The following is a 19,585-nucleotide window of genomic DNA, read 5'->3' as shown; positions in this document are numbered from 1 at the left end:
ACCCGGCACATCATTTGGGGAGCAGTTTCACAGAGCCCGAGGAGGGCGCGTTGAGGAAGAAGCCATACCCGGCATTGGCATTTTGAAGAATCACCCCCTGAACCGGATACGAGGCCCCGTCCACGAGGGCAGTACCTGTGAACAGGCCGCTGGGCCGTTTGATGGCCAGCTTTTTCACCGGGAGCACCGGCGTGACACGGTCACTGTTGCCAAGGGTCAACACTTGCTCAACAGGCAGCAACAATCCTCCGTCCTGCATCTCAAAGTCCACCTTCCGGTCAGTGCCATTGGGGAAATCGAAAACGCTGACGGTGGTCGCAGTCGGCGGCAAGTATAGGCTGATTTGCGCAGGCAGAGCGGCGACAAAGGCGGGCTCAGCACCGTCCGGTTTGGACCACTTCAGTGCAGCCGTGGGTTCCTGCCCGCCGCTGTCAGCCACCGACATCTGGCCCAGCACCCAGCCGCCACCTTTATACAGTTTGCGGGTCCAGTGGATGCCGCCCGTCTTGTCCTGTTTGCTGGACGCCGTGAAGGCTGTGCCATCGGCCAGCCTGCCTGCGATCTTGGCGATGTAGGTCTTGGAGACGGTCATCGTCGCGATGCTGTGCCCTCGCAACGCCGTGTCACCCTCCGGTGGCTGCGCCATGACGGTATATCGCTTGATCACCGTCGGAGCCAGCCTGGCATTGGCAGTGGCAAACGAGACGGCCAGCGTGCCTGCGAGAGTCCCACCCGTCACAGTGCCCGTGAGCGGATACTCCGGGTCGCCCAGGTCAATGGTGAGCGCCACATCCACCGTCCCTTTGCCGCCTTTCAGCGTCACCAAGGCAGCGCCGCTGGCACCGAAGACGCCTTTGCCCGCGTAGTTGATTCCGCCGAAGTTAAGCTTCGCAGAAAAATGACCCGTGCGCAGCAGCGTCAGTGTCAGCTGACCGATGGGTGCGCCTTCAGTGTCAAACGCCAGAGTGATGTAGGTGCCTGCGGCAGCAGGATACGGATACGAGATGGCCACCTTGCCGGTGGCCGTTCCATTGCGTCCGTCGTTCACCGTATAGGTAAATGAATCCGAGCCTGCAAATCCAGGTCCTGGCTGATAGACCACAACGCTGTTGAGAATCTGCACTGTGCCTGCGGTTCCCTGGGTGACACCGGACAGGGTCAGGGAATCACCGTCTGGATCATAGTCATTGGCCAGCACGGAGATGGAGACCGGCTGGCCTGCAACGACATAACCCTCATCGGCCACCGCCTCTGGAGAACGGTTGGTCGCCAGCGCAGCCCCGGCCTGCGCACCGCTGAAGAAGCGGCCCTTCTTCCGGAGAGCCTCCACCTGCTTGGCCGTGAGATTGAGGCCTTTCAGAATGACCACTGCCTCATCCTCATCCGACAGGGCGAAGGTCAGCCAGGTGTTGCCGGCATTCAGACTGATCTCCATCTTTTCATCCAGCGGTCCGGGCCATCCCTTCAGGATGCGGCTCAGATCCAGGAGATCCCCTTCAGCAGACTTGTAGTCTTCAATCGTCGTCTGGTTTTCCGAGACCACAAAAATGTCCGCCCCGGCGTTGCCTTTCAGGGCAGTTTTCAGGTTGCCGGCGATGAGCACATCATCATTCATGCCGCCCTCGATCCGGCTTTCGCCATGACCCGCAAAAAGCACGTGCTTGCGTGCCGGGCCAAAGCTCTTGACGAAGGACTTTTTATAATCCGCAGCCGACATCCCGGCACTCGGCACGGCGATGTTGCGCGCAGGCATTTCCGCTGTGCCGTCCCAGACGGTGTAGCCATGCCAGCGCGCCAGAAGAAAAGCGGCGATCCAGTCCTGCTGCAGCGCGCCCCCGGTCCAGTCATCGGCAAAGGCCTCCGTGGCACGCCGCGTCCAGATGCCCAGGACACTGTCATTCTTCCGCAAAGAAAAGGTTTCACTCAACCAGGCTTCACCCCCGCGCCCTTCGGCTGCAACAGGCCGGTAAACATTAAAAGCCACCTCTCCCTCCACAGGCTCCATCTCCGGGTCACTGCTGCTGATGGCCACTTCCAGCGCGGTGGTGCTCACCGTAGGATCCTCATGAATAAACTCCACCAGCCCGGCATCAAGATCGGCCTGGGAAAAGGATTCCCCTTCCAGCAGCTTCCGGTGGGAGCGCACAGGATCCGGCCGGGCATTGCGCAAAACCAGATCTCCGCCATCCGGCAGACTGGTGATGCGATAGACGATCTGGGCCGGCGTGCTGGTGGAGGCGACGGTGCGCAACAGCAGCCCGGTGGCGCCGTTTTCCATGATCAGCACTTCGGAAGTCAGCAGAGCCGGCACACGATCATCCGTCAGGGGATTCAGCCCCAGATCATAGGCTTGACGATACGTATAAAAATTGTCACCCCACCGTTCGGCGGCGTCCAGCGGGTCCTGTTTGTCCAGGCCATAAAGCTCCTCCCACCAGTCCGGGATGCCGTCTTCATCGGTATCCTCCAGGTCAGTGAAGACCTCCAGATCCAGGCGGTGGGCCTCCCCACGCTTGGGCTGGGAGGCAGTAAACAAAGTGCTGTTGCTGCCCAGCGGGCGGGCCACCTGGCCATCCACCCGGATGCTGATGTTTTCAAAACCCCGGTCGGAAGTGTGCAGCGGCAGCTGCCCGGCTTCCACGTTCAGGTCCAGGGACTTCGCCTGGTGCGGCATCTTCAGCACATACGAGTATTTGCCATCCGCATGCGGCTGGATCTGGGAGGTCAGCTCCACCGCCGGGATACCTTCCCCCGCCACCGTCACTTGCAGGGTGCCGCTGGTCACCTGATACATCTGCCCTGAACTGCGGTTGACGATCTTCCCGTAGAAGACGGTTTCCGGTTCGGGGACCTCTGCATGGAGAGGCTGCAGAGCCATGGCCCCCAGCATCGCGGCGACGAAGAGCCTGGGGGATTTAGTTTCCGGAGTAGCCATAGGTGTCGAGGTGAAGCTTGATGTCAGTGACGCGGTTGATGAACTGGTCGAGGGCCTTGTTCCCGTCATTCAGCATGGAGCCGCCAGGAATGATGAGCAGCCATTTGGTGTTCCAGACCGAGCGTCCCGCCAGCCGGGTGTCATACGCCAGGGGAGGCTCTGCCGCGGTGATCCCCGCGCGGAAACTGGAGAAGCGGCGGATGGCGGCCATGGGCCCGGTGAGGCCGTCCGTGACCGGTATCCAGTCGGTGCTGGCCAGATTGCTGCTGTTCACCGGATAGGGAACCGGCAGCGCCTGGTCCACCACGGTCCAGGAGCGGGTCTGCAGGTCCGGGCTGTTAGGCACCGTCATCACATCCAGCCCGGCAGGCACCAGATAGACCTGCGGGGTCGCGGCCAGGGAGGCCACAGGATAACCGTCAAAGGAAATGCCCGCTGCCATGATCTTGTTGGCAAAGTTGGTCGGGTTAAACGCCGTGTCACCAGCACCCAAGGGACGCCCGAAGAAGTTGCGGCCAAAGAGGGTTTCCGAACTGAACTCAAGGACGATGCCCGGCAGCTTCCCGAGGCTGCGTGCCTGCGGCGGGCGGCAGAACCGCCGGAACTCCGGCACCTCCCAAAGATCCGTCTTGCGGCTGTTCTCCAGCAGCTGCTTCCAGCCGGTGGCATTGGTGCGCGCCTGCTCATTGCGCAGGGAGAAGCCGCTAGATTCCGTCTGCGGGTTGTTCAGCCCCATGCGGCCTTTCAGCACATCGTAGTTGGCCCGCAGTTTCACCAGTTGCTCTGCCACCCCGCCCCTGGCTGGCGTGATGCCAAAGTACCATTCACCGATCATGCGGGACCGCACGATTTCCTGGAGCATCGGCTGTGAGGAACCGGGATCATCAGGTGCCAGATTCGTCTCATAGTCATAGGCTTTGGCCGCCAGGTAAGTGTACCTTTGAGCCAGGTCAAAAGCCGCCCGGTATTTCTGCAGGGAGTCATTGCGGAAAACCCGGAAGCCCATGTCCTGATAGCGGAGCTGCTGCACCGCCCCCGCCGCCTGGCGGTTGAAGTCTGCACGCTCATCCACCAGGGCCAGGCCTTTTTGCAGCACAGAACGGTAGCGGTCGGAAATTTGCCTCATCGCTTCCAGTTTGGCGAAGACATCCACCCGGAGTGCCGCCTCATTCCACATCATCATTTCGATCTCCTTCAACTTCTGCTGGATCTCCAGTTCGTAACCGAGCTTCTCAATCGCGATGTCAGACTGGGTGGCCAGGTCATCCCGCGCGATCCCGATCCCCTCAATGATCGTATCTGTGGCGATCTTGAGAGCCGTGAAACCGGTGGACGAGATGAAACCGCCCGTCTTGGCGGCACCACGTGCGGCCGAGGTGGCATCTGTTGCCACGCCTACGACTTTTGGAAAGAACTCGGCAAGTGCATCGCTAAAATCACTGGTGAGGCTGATTTGCGTCTCAAAGGAAGACGATACCACGTTCAGGCCGGCGATGACCAGATTGAGGGCCAAGGTCACGTCCCTCACGTAGTTCTTCACCTGGATGCTTGCCGAACTCAGACCGTGCTGGGCTCTCAGTGCCTGCGCAGCCGCCTGGATGTCCAGAATCAGATAATCATAATCACCCACAGCATAGCCGAGGGCCGCCTGGGCCTGCACCAGTTCTGAAATGACCGCCTGGAGCTCCCCCGGAGCCTGGCGGAATCCCCAGCCCTCAGGCGCCCTGAAGGTGTACCCGGCGGCGCTGATGGGCAGGTTCATCTCCAGTGACATGCCGTTAAAGTAACTCGTCACTCCCGTGATGTTCCCATACGCCGTTTCCCTGGAGGCATTGCTGAAGGCATCCGAGATCTTGTTGCCAAATCCGTCAGCTTTTGCCTCGATCACATCCGCCAGGAAGTAATGGCTGAACACATCTTTGAACTGCTCCTCAATGGTCAGGTTGGTGACGCCCAGTTGGAAGGACCGGGGATCAATTTCCACCATTTGCGGGAAGGAAGCCCAGACATCCTTAAACATCTCGTTCGGAGGAGGGACGGTTTCATCACTCAGGTCATTGACGTCCACATACATGTGGAGGGCCAGGTCCGGCCCGGTGTATCCGGTCGGATAGGCCTTTCCAGGCCCGATCTGCCCGGTATAAGGTGTGCCAAAGATCTCGATGAGCCGGTTTCGGTAATCCCGGTCCTGCTCATAAGTTTGCTTGGCAAAGTCATGCGCCTCCACCCCCTGCATCCGTAGCCGGTTGGAATGCTCATTGGCATGATTAAAGATGTGGAAGGCATTGGTGATGGCCTGTTCCGCACGTGCCGCAATCTGCTCAAAATGCGTCTGCCCACCCGGCCCAGCGATCACGGGATCAAAATCAAACGGCACCGCATCCGGAGAGATCCCTAGCGGATTAAGCCCGGCGCTGGAGTTGTCCTCCGTCGCCTGGATCCTGGCCAGTTGGGCGGATACGTTATGAATGGCGGTGACCGTGCTCCGGTCCACCTTTTGGATACCGGTCTTCACCGTGTCTTCAGCCGGGATCAGCGCATTCGCGGTGACCCAGTCCAGATACGCACCCTGCCCGGCTCTTTTCGCCCAGCCGTCCACACCCCAGGCGCGGTCGGCGTCCGTATCGCTATACCCCTGCCACTGGCCGTCCGGATCCTCCACATAGCGGGAGCGGTACGTCATGTCCACGATCTCCGCACCGGCCTTGGCGCGGGCAGAGGCGGCATCGGCAAACTTGCGTTCATCGTAATAATCCACCGCGACCACGACATCCAGCAGGTTATAAAACTCTGATCTGGACACCCAGTTGAAGTAAGGATGCTTCAGCAGGTTATACTGGCTCTTGATCGCGCTTAGATAATGCCCCCAGGCGTCTCCATGGCCTTGCGGGAAGAAGATCATCGCATCGCTTTCGTTGATGAACCCGTCCTTGTTGATGTCGGTCAGGTTGTAGTTCATCGCGTAGGCCACCTCGCCCTCGCTCTTGGTGAAGTTCCAGAACAGCCGGTTATAGACGGGTCGCCCATAGCTCTGTGGAATGCCGCGCAGCAGGGCCAGCTCCTCATCCAGCAGGCTAGGAAGCTGGTTCTGGAAGGAGAAGATGTTCGTCACCGCCTGGCCATACTCCGTGCTGTTGGAGCCAAAGCCGATGGTGGGGTCCAGAGAGTCCGCATAGGCTTCATTCCCCAGCAGCAGGTAAAGATCCGTCACCCGTGTGGCTGCCAGGAGGAGCGCGTTGTTAATGCCGCCCGTGACCACCGGCGTGCTCAGGTTGATGCTGAGGTCGGAGGCACGGTCCAATACCGTGCCGTAGAGCTCGATCAGCCCGACGTTCTCCACCACATTCTTGTCCGGATTCAGCGCCACCGGCCCTTCATAACGCTGCCCGGCCTGAAGGATCATGCTCACATAAGTGGAAGGGGCGCTGTTGTTGCGGAAGTCGTTAAACCGCGCCTCATAGGGGTTGATGCGGTCCAGCACACGCTTCACCCAGCCCATGGCCAGTTGCGGCTGGTAGGCACCCGGACGGGAGTTGGCTGCCCCGGCCCATTCAGAGCCGTACTCTTCCCATTGCGTGCCTGCCCAGTTGGTGGAGTTTGGACCTCCGGCAGGGTCTTCATTCTTGTGACGGTAGCGCAGGAAGAAAAGCTGGTCGGCCAGCAGCAGGATGGGATTCCCCTTCAGCTCGATCTGATACATGCCCAGACCGCGCGGCTCATTGTCACTGTCGTCCGCATACAGGTTCCAGGCGGCGGCCGGCGGCAGCGGGGCCTCCGTACCGTCTTCCTCCCGGTAGTACCACTGGTACACCAGGTCATCAGCATTCCCGCCAAAGTCGCCGCTGTGTCGCATGGTGAGCTGCTCAGAAAAGACATTGTCCGAGGTGATGGTCTTGATGGCTCCGCGGAAGCGGCTGTTCTTCACCACCTTCACCACCCGCAGCGTCACCGGGCCGCCAATGTCCTCGTCGTTGTTTTCGACCAGGGTCACATAACTCTCAGGCAGGAGCCGGTCCGGATCCATGAATGCCGGTCCGGGCACCAGGGCCAGGCCGGGGCCAAAGGTTTTGGCCGGCATGGCCGAATTGGGTTCCATCACAGGCTCTCCCTCTGCATCATAAACAATCTCCCCGGTGCTGCTGTCACGCTGATAGGCCTGCGTCAGTCCCGCATAATAAGGAGTTTGTCCGATGTCAGCCGCGCCCTGGGTCACCTCGTTCGGGTTGCGGCTGAAAGCATAGAGCTCATTCACCGCCGCCCGCCACGCGGCGTTCGTCTCCAGTTCCGGGATGGCCAGCATGGCCGCCCGTTCCGCAGGAGTGATGATGTTCGGCTCCAGCACATACACCGGCGGTGGGGCCGCTGTCAGCGTGCTGTCGCCCAGCGTCTTGTCATTCACATAACCGACCATCCCCAGCTCTTTGGACAGCGGATCATAAAACAGCCGCCGGGCCAGCGAGGCCGGCAAGGTGGTGAATTTCCACTTTGTACCTGCGGCTTCCGTAAGGCCGGAGGCTGGCTGGATGATTGCGGAGATCTCCAGCGCATCTTCATCTTCAATCGTTACTGCGCGGGTCTCAAGCGGCGAGATCAAACGCGCCGTATAGTCCCTGAAGACACTGGGCAGCCCGCCGCTTGCCGTGCTGCGCATGGTCGGGTTCATCGAGTCGAAAATGACCTCGCCCACCCCCCATCCGATGACGCCCGGAAGCCCCGGATACGTCGGATTGTCTGCGCGATATTCCCCGCCGGCGAAGGTGAGTGTCTCCCCAGCTTTCAAGATGGGCGGGTTCGTCGGCCATTGGGCAAAGTAACGCACCTCCTGCACTTCAAAGTGGGTCTTCGGCGTGATGCCGGCGATGGCCAGGGGGCTGCCGGTACCATCGGTCAGGGTCAGCGCCGGGAGGTCATTCCCCCGGATGATCATGTGATTGTCCGCATCCACCGTGGCGGTCACCTCACCGCCAGGAAAGGCCGCATTCACCGCCTGGACAAAATGCGCGGCCGTGGAACCGGCGAGGGTGATGGTCACCGTGTTGTTTCCAACAGGAAGCCCCGTGTCGATTTCAAAGCTGCTGCCTGGAGCAAAGGCCAGCGGCCGGGTGGTCGTGGAGGTCACTGTCCGGGTGATGTCATCGTCGGAAAAGCTCAGCGGCAGAATGCCCGCCTGCTCCATTACGAACCCGCCGTTGCCGTCCCTAAAGTCAGTGACGGTGATGGTATCGCTGCCAAACACCAGCAGCTCCAGCCGGCTCTGCGCCACATTATACACAGCGAAGACCTGCCCGTCCGGGAAGGCCGTCGCCACACTCTGCACAAAATCCTCCGGTCCTGGACCCGCCATCGTCACCGTCACCACCTCCGTAGCCGCACCCACCTGGATGTCAAAACGGTCCCCCACATTGAAGGTCGGGGCATTGCTGCTCCCGTCAAAGTCAGGCTCGCCTTCAAACGCGTAAGCAAGGCCCGCCGTCTGATCAATGCGGCCTTTGATTTGGATCAGCGGCTCATCGCTGGCGAAGCCGAACGGGATCGGCGTACCTGCAGGCACCGCGTCCTCCCCTTCGCCGTGCCAGAAGGTATCGTTCATCCGGTAATAGTAAAAGCTGCTGAAGGCACCCTTGCCCGCTGCATAGGGCACCCCGTTATAGTCCTCCCAGTAAATGCGCGACGGGCTGGTATTCACCCCGAAGGTATCCGGCGGCGGGTTCAGACCGATGACCCGGGCCAGCGGATACGGCGGCTGCACAGGCTCCGCCACCGTCATGGTATAATCGAACGTATAGTTATACGCACGCTGGTTGCGCGGGTCTATCCACGGGTTCAGCTCCCGCGATGCATCCTCTCCCTGGATGGTATAGACCTGCATTTTATCCTCATCCGCTTCCACATCCTTATACTGCACCAGGACATACGGGTGCGAGGTATAGGTCTCATCCGTCGCCAGCACGTTCAGCGCCCCGGTCTGCAGGGCATAGGCGGCAGGCGGTGGATTCGCCTCATCCTGGAGTTTCAAAGAGGGGGCGATGAGGGCATGCTCCTCATTCGGGTTATAACCGGGCAGCTCACGGTCCGGCTGGTTGTAGATGATGACATTGGCGTGCTTGTCCTGGGTGAAGACCAGCTGGTCATCCCCGTCCGCATCCTTGCCTTCGGATCCGAGGCGGCTGGCCATCACGATTCGCGGCGGATCCAGCGGCCACTGCGGCTCAAAGCGCTGGATGCTGTGCGTCCAGGAAATGCCCGTGGCCGCATCCGGCTTGTCAAACCAGATGACCACCAGCTCGTCTTCCGGGAAGGTGGTGAACTGCTGGTTCACCGGAATGATCGGCCCGGAGCCGACGGTCAGCGTGCGGTCATAAATGGCCGCGTTATACCGCGCGTTTTTATGCACCACAAACCCTGTGTCCAGGACATCATTCGTCGGTGGTGGCAGGAGGCGCGTCAGCCTTTTGCCGATCTCGGCGCTGACCGCAGGCGTCGTGCCAAGCACCTCGTCCCACTGCCGGGTTTCCACGACTTTCACCACCAGGGTTTCCTTCTCCAGATTGCCATTGGCGGAGCTGGGGTCCAGGCTGTCCCGCTGGGAGAAGAGGATGACCGCCTTCCCCGTCTGCCGGGAGATGAACTGGCCGCCTTCGGCCGTGGCATCACCGGAGCTGTAGGCGAGCTGCTGCCAGGCGATCTTGTCGGTGCTGTTCGGGTCCAGGTTGATGCCCGGAAGATCCGGATGGGTGATGTGCGAAATAAACGTCGCTGGATATTCGCTGGACACCTCCACAATCACCGGGTCCTCCTCGCTGCCGTATTCATAGAGGGTCTTGCCCGGCCGCAAGGGATACATTTTCTTGGCCAGAGCGTCCCAGATGAACATCTGGTCAGGCGAGCTTCCCGAGGGCCCTTCCACCACCCGGCCGCGGTCCGGAGGGAAATTCAGCGCCACATTCAGCGGGGTTCCCACGGTGGTGCCAGGCCCCGTGAGCGGAGGAGCCGTGGAATCAAAGGAGACTGCATTGCCGATCTGCGTGAGCACGCGGTGAATGGTGCCGCCGTAGTCCCATAGCACCCGGATGGGGAACTCCAGGCTGTCCACCGGCACATAAAAGAAGGCACCCGGGCTCCCGCGCGTGCCGCCGGAGGGGATGGCCACGTTGGGATCCGTGGCGAAGTTGAAGGCTCCCTTGTCCGTTGAAAACGGCGGTGTGGTGGCGTTTAGCCAGCCCTTCAGCTCGCGGGAGTTGGTGCCGCCGCCAAACCTGCCGCCAATATTGACCCGTGAGCCAATGTCAAACCAGTGCTCCCCGGCGCCATATCCCGGCTGGTCCGCCGGCACAGGCACTTCCGGGTCCTGCCGCACTTCAGGCAGGTTTTGCGCCGTCGTCACGGAGGTGCTCACCATCACATGAAACTGGGTGATCCAGCGGTAGGTCACCGTAGCGGGCCCGCTCATGATCCACTGAGGCACCTGCTGGCGCGCATTCTGATCGTAAAACGCATAGCTGCCGTAGTTGGAGAAAAAGGTGATCTGCGGGGTGGGATTGAAGAAATCCAGCATGAAGGAGCCCGTCTGGGTTGGTGCCTGGGAGATCAGAATCGTACTGGGTGCCTGCACGCTGCTGACCACTGTGCCGGCTGGGATGCCGGGTCCGCTCACCTGCATCTGCGGCACAATGCCTTCCACGCTGCTCAGGCGCACCGTCGTGGCCGTGCCATCCGGCGGAAAAGCGTACACCAGCGGCTCAGCCGTGTTGGCCACCGCCCCGCCCAATGCCGCCTGGCTCAGGGTCAGCGTCCGGGTCAGAATGTAGGAGAGGGTCGGCGTTGCCGTGCTCGTCGCTGCATTGGACAGAGTCAGCTTCAGCGTGGTGATGAAATTCAGGTCCTGCTGGCCGGTCACTGTTGCAGACGCCGAAAGCGTCAGGATCTTGGCCAGGGTGAAAGTCAATGACGCGTCTGTGCTGGGGGTGCCGGCTAACGCCGCATTGCTCATCGTGAGCTGGATGTAGGAAAAAGTAAGGCTTGCTCCCGTGCCGGCCGCAGTCGTGAGATTGGACAGAGTGATGATACTCCCCGTGATGGAGGTCACTGTCGTGTTGGCAGGAATGCCGGTCCCCGTCACCACATCTCCAATGCGGAGGGGGTTGGCATCCGGAACCAAAGTAATGGAGTTGATCCCAGAGGCATAAGTGGCCGTCCTTGTATTCTGGATGGTCTGTTTGTTTGTGACGGCCGTTCCGGCCAGGAAAAACGCGCTGCTGTTGAGCACGGCTCCGACCGTAATGGGGGTGCCTGCACTCACCGTGGTGCGGACATTGGCATTGCCTCCCAGGATCAATCCATTGAGACTGGTGTTGTCATCGGCGCTGCTGACCAGTGTGGTCCCCGACGGGATGCCCGGGCCCGTCACAGGGATGCCGGAGACCAGAACGTGAGTTGGGGGGATACGCACCTCATCGTTGCCGCTGCTGAGAGTCGAATTGATCGTCACGCCCGTTCCTTCCGTCGCCAGCAGGATCGTATTGGTGGGAATGAACGAGCCGCTCACCGGCGTGCCTTCCGGCAGGAAATCGCGATATGGCACGGTCGCTTCCGCACTCCCGTTGGTCAATGTTGTTGAAATGGTGGTCACATCGTCCGTGACCGCATTCACCAGCGTTCCCGCACCGATCTTGTTGGCGACGGGTGTGATCTGCATGCCCACCGCTACCTGGGAAACACCCTCGATGGTGGCGCTCGTGGTGCCTGCTTGCAGCACGGTGGGAACCGTCAGTTCCGGCATTTGCTGGGGGGCGGTTGTCCGCGCCGTCCGCCTCAGTGGCACCGTGGGTTTGGAAAGGGTGAGCTGGGTCGAGCTGGCCACCGTGGACACCAGGGTGCCTTCTGCGATGCCGGGACCGGACACCTGCCATCCGGGCTGCACCCCCGTCGGAACCGCCAGCGTCGCCGATGTCGTGTTCTGGACCAGGGTGGAACCCACCGTGACCTGGATCTTGGTGTTTTCAAAAGTCAGCTTCACATCCGTCCCCGGCGTGGCAGACTTGGACAGCTCAAAGCTGGTAGCATTGTCCCCCAGTAGCACGATGGACACAATCGTGGTGTCTGCGGCCACCCCAGGACCCTTCACCACCCAGCCTTTTTGCAATGGCACCGGCTGTGTGGGTGTGACCGTTGTGCCGTTCGCCCCGATGGTCCCGACGATGGTCCTCAGCACCCGCCCTGGCGGCAGCGGCGGCAGCGCACCGCCGGAGTCTCTTTTCAGGATGGAACCGGTCGCATCAAATCCGGTCACCCGGTAGCGTTTCCCATAAACCGAATAGTCCATTGCCGCATTGTCAATGAAAGCAGTCACGGGCTCATTGGCCGGATACCAGTGCTTGTTGACCGTGGGCTGCGGATCTCCCAGCGCCGCTGTCGAGCCTGGCAGCCCCAGGTCACTGGTGACGGAGGAGAACACCTGCAGCGCGTGCTCGCTCTGCCAGTTGAAGATCACTTTGGTATCCGTGCTGACGGCGAAGGTGTAGGTGTTTGTCGCCCCGGTGGTGGCTTCGCCTGAAACGGAAAAGCCCGTGCACTTGTGGCGGGACACCGCCTCCGGCGGGGCGACCTCGTTGCCATTCTGAAACTCGGGAAACACCTGGGCTCCCTGGGCATTCATATACACGTTCTGTGGCACCGTGATGGTCACGGCGGCACCGGCAGCATCACTCAGCAGACCGACCGTGCCTTCTCGCGTCACCGGGTCAAAGTTGGTCAGCGGGATGGCCGGGTTGTCACCCAGCCGGGTCAGAATCTGGCTGCCCAGGACAAACTCGGACCGGACCACCACGTTGATCTGGTTGATCAGCTCCCCGTCCGCGCCTGCCAGCGCGTAGTAGTTCACGTCTCCAGCCACAGCCCCTGTGGGCACCAGGGCAGGACGGCTGGGATTACCCAAACTGAGCTGGCCTGTGGTAAAAGTACCCACCACCTGCGCATGATTGGATTCCGGATTCCATCTCAGGATGGCTGGCCGCAGCGCAGCAGGCGCGGGCGAATTGGACTTTTTCACACTCGTCCACCCGAGGTTGCTGTTGAGCTGGCCAATGAAGATGCCCCGTCCGCCCAGAGTGATGTCTGTCGTCGTTCCGTCCGTGTCGGTGAAAAGTGTCGAGCTATCTTCGGTGACGCCGGTCACATACACCTTCCCGTCCGGGGCCACATCCAGGGAATACGCCGGGTGCGTCGAGCCCGTCGCGGTTGCTTTGGCACGTTTATCCAGCACCAGGCTGGAATTGAACTTCAGCACATGAATGTTGGACGATGTCCCGACGGTCTGCTCATTGCCATAGTCGCTGTATCCCTGCCAGTTGCCCGTGGCATACAAAAAACCGTCCGCCCCAAAACGCAGGTCTGTCATCTGGGAGACGTTGGACGCAAAGTTTCCAACCGCCCAGAAATCACGGAACGGAACCTGCCCGGTGGTGTGGGTATATCTTGACGGGGCCAGGGAAGAATTAAACTTCACCACGTAACCCGTCCGGTTTTCTGCATCTGCGCCGATGTTGTAAGTCTGCGAATAGAGAGGGATGCCGATGAAGAAAATGGTTCGGGAGTACTGGCCGATGGATGTCTGCACCGTGGGAGCCCCCGCCACCCCGGCGAGGCCGACAGCAGAATCCGTGACACCCCAGATGGATGAGCGGGTGTAGAAGTCAAAAAAGTTGACGATCTGGGTGGACCTGACGGAGGGCCACTGGGCGGAGACATAGACATTGCCGTCCGGATCCGCCGTGATGGCATGGACCTTGTTCTCCCCGCTGGATACCCGGGTGCCTGCCGCAAAAGACGTCGGCACACCCCATTCGCGCGTGGAACCCTGCTGCACCAGGGAGGTGTCGAACTTCATCAAAAAGGCTCTTTGGGCCAGCGGCGCGCCAACCGTCCCGGCCTTCTTATGTCCGCTGACGAAGATCCCTCCGGCCACCCCTCCGGTGCCGTTGGGTGCCACCGTAATGGCGACCGGCTCATGAACCGGGCTGGTGGGAAAGGGAAAGCTGAACAGCACAAGCGGGGAGAGCTCCCGCGTCTCCGTGTTGTAACTGACCTTGTTCACCGCCGTGTCAGTGATGACATAAAGATCCACCATCGTGTCATCAAACTCACCGGACGGCGAGGTGGCGATCCCGCGCGGATTGGCCAGCGCCTGATGCTCAATCGGAGCACGGACGATCTGGTCCGGACCGGCCACGATGAGCTGGCCGCTGGAAAGCAGCATGAAGGTGTGGCCATTGCGGGCCACCGTCACGCCCCGGACCGCTTCATCGGTGCCGAGCTGTTGCAAATACGGTCGCGGACCGCTTTGTGCCAGGATCGCACCCGAGGAGGCGAACAGGCACAGCCCGGTCAGAAGCTGCAGGAGCATCCGGGGTTTCCGGAGGAGGGGAGTCAGTTGGCAGAGCATGATTACGGAGCGTTCAAAGTGGGCACGGTGCTGATCCGGTTCAGGGTTACAATTCCCTCGGTCTTCAGCGTGATTTTATGCAGTCCGGCGATGGATTCCCGGTACACACCGGTGATGCGGTCCACCCCGTATCCAGGGGCCGCCTTCAACGGGTCCGCAGGCACGCCGTCAAATTCCAGGCTGAACACGCGGATGATGTCAAAGCCCTCTCCATGGTCCGGATGGAACTTGTGCCGGTAAGGGTTCGTCGGCGCGTTTTTGGCGATGTCAATCCGTCCGCCACAGGCCGCTCCAGGCCCAATGCCGCCAATCATCGTCATTTCGAATCCAGGGAAGTCAAAAGCCACGGTGGAATAGCGCAGCCCCACCCTCTTGCCGCTCCTGCGCACTACCCCTTCATACAGATGGATTTTGGACGGGTCCGTCACAAGCACCGGCCTAGCCGGAGGGAGCGGAACCCCCTGCGCCTGGGTCTGCATTACGATGAGATCCTTCAAAAGCCGCACTTGGCCGGAGGCGTCCACATGCAGCAAGATGCGGATGGTCGCTTCCTTGCCCGTTGGCGAGACCGCCTCCGCAGCACCGTTCACCGCCTTTTGCACTTCATTGACATGGCTCAGGACCACCTCGCCGATCCACAGACCGGCGGCCCGGGGATTCTGGGTCAGGTTCAGTCCTTCAGGCAGCGTGGTCACCTGTGGGAAAATCGGCCCGGCTTTCCACACACTTCCCGTTAGTCCGGAGAGCGTGGCGGTTTTGTTACCGGCATTGTCAGCCACCGTGCTGCCGCTGCCTTCCGTGAATGACCAGTGTCCCGCCAGACCGGCCGTCAGGCCGCCCAGCTCGCTGAAGGCCAGCAGCAGGATCTCCGTCGGCGTGCGCACGCTGTTCCAGATGCGCACTTCATCAATGCCGCCATGGAAAAAGTGCGACAGCACCGTGCCTCCCGTTTTTCCAATGCACAGCGCTCCGGTGCTCTGCGGGATGACGGTGGAATTGAAGGAGCCTGCGGGTTTTCCATTGATGTAAAACGTTGTCGTTCCCGCCGTGGCATCCACGACGGCGGCCACGTGGTTCCAGACTCCCTGCGTGACCTTGGCAGTGGATTTCAGTGCGTTCCCGCTCACCATGTAACGCAGGTACATGTCCGCATCCACGGCCAGTCCATAACCCGCTTCGCCCTTGCGGAAGATCATCATCATGTCCGGGGACTTCGGTGCCAGCGGCTTGATCCAGGCCTCCAGTGTCACATTGGTGAACCCGTTCAGGGCCGGGGCGTTGGCGATGGTCAGATACTGGTTTAAGCCGTTAAAATCCACCGTGTAGCTGGCCAGCCGCGGGGTTCCCAGCGCCACACCGTCCACCCGGTTCAGAGAGGACATGTCCGCCGAAGGCTGCCCTGCGGCTGAGCGGCCGGAGCTTTCCACTGCCGTCGTTCCAGCAGCTTCGTCAAAGCTCCACACACCGGTCAGGCCCGGTTCCGTTCCGTTCACCCCCAGCGGGCTGTTATTTAAAATCTCCTGCCCGGTCCGCACGATGCTCCACAGGCGCAGCTCATCCACGGCCCCGAAGTAGGCGTTCGGCGGCACCGTGGCCCCCGGCTGCAGGCCCACCGTCAGCGGCAGCACCGTCTGTCCCAGGGTTCCTTCAGCAGGCGTACTGGAGTCCAGCGTGCCATTGATATACAGGCTCTTCAGTTTCGCCACCGGGTCCCACACCACCGCCACATGCGTCCACACATTGGGCTCCACACGCGTTTTGCTGATCAGCTCCTGGACGTCCCCCTCTGGCACGTTGGACTGCACTCCCTCGGTGTAAAAGGTGACTTTTCCAGTGTCCCTGTAGCGCACTTCCCAGGCGGCCTCCCCCTTGGACAGGACCGCCACATAGCCGCTGCCCACTTCAGGCAGGGCCTGAGGTTTGATCCACATCTCCGCCGTCAGGCCGCTGGCGAAATCATAAGTTCCTGGCAGTTCCACGTGCTGAAGAGTGGCCACCGGCGGTGCTCCTAGAGCGGAAGGGAACTGGACCGTCCTGTTGTTAAAATACACCGCCAGACTTCCGCCGGAAGGCGCAGCCAGGGCCAGCCCGTTCACCCGCTGCGGCAGGATGCCGGTCCCGGAAGCCGGTTTGCCAGCCCGCAGTGTCGCATCCCGGTTTCCTGCCGAGTCATCTTCCGCCACAGAACCTGCGGCTTCATTAAAGCGCCAGTCTCCGGTCAACCCTGCCTCGCTGCCCCTCAGATTCTCCGCCCGGTACAGCTTGATCTGGTTGGCCGTGCGCGTGACAGACCAGAGCCGGACGCTGTCAATGATGCCATTGAGTGTGCGGTCAGGATACTGCGCATCACCCCCGATCATCACCGGGAAAGTATTCGTCGTCACTCCGTCCGAGAAGGCAGCGTCAGCCACCAGCTCACCGTTCATGTAAAGCTGCTTCCGCGAGCTGGTCCAGACGGCCGCCACGTGCGTCCATTGTCCCAGCGGAAAATCCACCGTGCTCACCAGATCGTGAAATCCCTCCCCTTCTCCCGGGAGTTTTGTACGAAACGCCAGCCGCGGCAGCGCATCGGCACGCACCAGGCCCCAGGCATCCCCCTTCGTCACCACCGCCTGGAAGCGTTTGGTCCATGAGGTCACATTCACCCAGGCCTCGATCGTGAGAGCCTGTTCAACATTGTAAGGGGAAGGCGTCGTTTCAGGAATCTCCACGCCTTGCGCACGCTGGCCGTTAAACTGGAGGGCATTAGTGGGCACATTCGCAGGCGGAACAGCCGGGGCCTGGGCAAGCAAGCCTGTTGGAAAAACGGCTGCTGCCAGCAGGATGAAGAGTACACCGGGCAGGCTTCTCCTGATGTGCGCAAGACAGCACGCAGCCGCCGGAGGATGATAAGCAGAAAGGCTCATGATAGATAAAAAAGGCAGACAGGCAGGGGCAGCAGCGAAAGCAGAGATTAATCCGCCTGATAGCGGACGGGCACACGGAGGACGACACCATTGCTCGCCGCCAGCTTGAGGATGGCGGATCCACCCGCCTCCTCCAGAAATTCCGCCCTCAGTTCCAGGCGCAGGGCAGTCGTTTTCCCCGGGGCCAGCGTGCCCAGCGGCAAGCTGCCGTTGAATAGCGCCGACTCCGCCGTGAACTCCTGAAAATCCACCACCTGATGGTAGAGCGGCAGGCCGGTGTTGGCCTCAATGCTTGCCTGCACGGTGAATGGTGTATTCACCTGGTTCCGCAGGTGGATGGTCGTCACGCCGCTCCGGGCATTAAAGTTGATGCTGCCCGTCCCGGCCAGTTCCAGCGACAGCGGCCCCGCATAGTCCGTGCTCCCTTCGCAATAGACCCAATAGGCCTCTCCGGGCCGGATCTGCGTCGTTGTCAGATTCGTCACCTTCTGCCAGCTCCCGTTATTCAGGCGGTAAACCCGCGTGCCGATCCGGTTTCCCGACCCCGCAAAATACTGCGCAAACGTCAGCCCAGCAGTCTCCACCGGAAAGCCGGTGAGGTTGAAGGAATTCATCTTCCAGTTCACCGGCCGCAGGATCGTCTCTCCCTGGATGGTCAGGGTGCCGGCCTGCACCGCATGCACCAGATAGGCCGCCCCGCCATGCACCGCATGCAGGCTGTTTAGGAAAGATTCCTCCCGGGAGGGCGCATACCACACAGACCATCCCGCCGTGTTCCACGGCTCCTCCAGGCTGTCTTCAATGAACCGCACCGGCGTCTTCGGGATGAAATAACGCGCCACCACATCCACCAGCCCGGATTGAAAATTCGCCGCCACCGCATCATTTGCAGGGTCTACATCCAGGTAAATGGCGTTCCATCCGGCCACCAGTTGGAATTCCTGAGTGCGCTCGGCGCCAAAAGCACCACCGTGTAAAATCATTAGTAAAACGGCTCCTCGGGCGGCCGCCTTTACCAGGTCTCCGGCCCAACCCGCAGCCTGTTGAAAGGTTTTTCGACAGGCGCAAGGAGAGAGGGAGAGGGACGCTGGAAAAGAAAGATTCATGGCGGAAAATGCATAAGAAGGTGGCAGCCTGTCTGAAAATTTGCTTCAGGCCTGGAGTGACCTTTGAACCAAACCAGTCGTGTCATTTTATATCAGGGACTGCCTTGCAACCTCCGCATATCCTGAAAAGGAGATGTTGGGAATGTGAACTCGGAGCACGAGATTTTTATGGTATGTATAGAAAAGCAGGGGCGTCTCTTAGACAAGCTTAAACTGGAAAATTTCGGTGCAGGATCTTAAAGTCACAATAGGAGTCTGCTTTATTCCATCACATCCGGCAGCCCCCACAATGGACATCTTTTCTGTGCCATCACTGTCGTAAGATTCGATTTCCACCTCAACGCGTGTACTGTCAAAGCCGTTTAAGGCATCAGCACCGTAGGCGGGAAAGGCCTGGGTTCCCCTTGGGCAGGGATTTCATCGGGAAAGATGACGGTGATGCTTTTGACCTGGCTGGCCGGGGTGAAGGTCTGCTGGAGCAGCCAGTTTTTGACAAATTCGGCGACGGATTTGCGGGAGGATTCGCGCACCAGATTCAGGTGGGAGCGGTTGCCTGCGCGTTTTTCCAGTGTGGGGGTGAGGTTCTTTTCCAGCGCTGCCAGATTTTCAGCCGCATTGAACCGGAACCACCCGGCTTCTGATTTTTTTTCCATGCCTTCGGTGCGGATGGCCGGGGGCAGGGAAGGCCTTAAGGCGGGAGCGTGGACGATGCACTGGCCTCCCTCATCCACACGCAGCTTCCATTCATCCGAAAGCTTGATGTGATACCTGTAAACGACCGGCACCCGGATTTCTGAGATGGTGGTGCCCAAATAGACCGTACGGTCAAAGAGCGTCTTCATGTCGTAGTTGGTCACCGTTTCATCCGTCTCCATGGTGGCCACCTCCAGGATGTCTCCTTTGGTCGAAACAATCTCCGTCACGGACTGGCGGAAGGTGACATTGATATCCTGGGTGACCAGCGTCTCCCCCATCCAGGCGAGTCCTTCCCGCGCCGTATCCATGAATTTCCAGGCGATGACACCCCCGGCGACGACTAGGAGCAGCAGCAGGATGCCCAAGAAGCGCAAGCAGCCGGAGGGCCGGTTTGCATGCGGGGGCGCGGTTGGAGGTGGGGTTTCCTCAGCCATGGGATACCATGCCCCAATGTGGGGCGGGGGCCAACAGGCATTTGCCTCCCGCCCCAGGGTGGGGAAAC

Annotated in this window: 5 protein-coding genes; all 5 read right to left on the bottom strand. The window is 60.6% G+C overall.

The window, feature by feature from the left end; genetic code table 11:
- Positions 1-10: 10 nt before the first annotated feature.
- The gene (locus WJU23_RS10315; protein WP_346332478.1) at positions 11-2,935 is read right to left on the bottom strand and encodes an Ig-like domain-containing protein; all 2,925 of its coding nucleotides are present in this window, start codon (positions 2,933-2,935) and stop codon (positions 11-13) included.
- Entirely contained in the window at positions 2,916-14,336 is an 11,421-nt protein-coding gene (locus tag WJU23_RS10310) for a hypothetical protein (RefSeq protein WP_346332477.1), read from the bottom strand. The genes WJU23_RS10315 and WJU23_RS10310 overlap by 20 nt, the downstream gene beginning before the upstream one ends.
- Before the next feature lie 41 nt (positions 14,337-14,377).
- Positions 14,378-17,281 (bottom strand): LamG domain-containing protein, encoded by a 2,904-nt coding sequence (locus WJU23_RS10305; RefSeq protein ID WP_346332476.1) that lies wholly within the window; start codon positions 17,279-17,281, stop codon positions 14,378-14,380.
- A gap of 47 nt (positions 17,282-17,328) precedes the next feature.
- Entirely contained in the window at positions 17,329-18,264 is a 936-nt protein-coding gene (locus tag WJU23_RS10300) for a hypothetical protein (RefSeq protein ID WP_346332475.1), read from the bottom strand.
- Between the two features lie 485 nt (positions 18,265-18,749).
- Entirely contained in the window at positions 18,750-19,517 is a 768-nt protein-coding gene (locus WJU23_RS10295) for a hypothetical protein (protein ID WP_346332474.1), read from the bottom strand.
- Positions 19,518-19,585 lie beyond the last annotated feature (68 nt).

This window comes from Prosthecobacter sp. SYSU 5D2 (genome assembly GCF_039655865.1).
In the GTDB taxonomy this organism is placed as follows: Bacteria; Verrucomicrobiota; Verrucomicrobiia; order Verrucomicrobiales; family Verrucomicrobiaceae; genus Prosthecobacter.
The sequence above is the reverse complement of the archived record's forward strand: the minus strand, read 5'-3'. Positions and strand labels throughout refer to the sequence as shown.

Bases quoted from the DNA above. Each gene is read 5' to 3' on its own strand.
- WJU23_RS10310 (WP_346332477.1), bottom strand. From the start codon at position 14,336: ATGCTCCTGCAGCTTCTGACCGGGCTGTGCCTGTTCGCCTCCTCGGGT.
- WJU23_RS10295 (WP_346332474.1), bottom strand. From the start codon at position 19,517: ATGGCTGAGGAAACCCCACCTCCAACCGCGCCCCCGCATGCAAACCGG.
- WJU23_RS10315 (WP_346332478.1), bottom strand. From the start codon at position 2,935: ATGGCTACTCCGGAAACTAAATCCCCCAGGCTCTTCGTCGCCGCGATG.
- WJU23_RS10300 (WP_346332475.1), bottom strand. From the start codon at position 18,264: ATGATTTTACACGGTGGTGCTTTTGGCGCCGAGCGCACTCAGGAATTC.
- WJU23_RS10305 (WP_346332476.1), bottom strand. From the start codon at position 17,281: ATGAGCCTTTCTGCTTATCATCCTCCGGCGGCTGCGTGCTGTCTTGCG.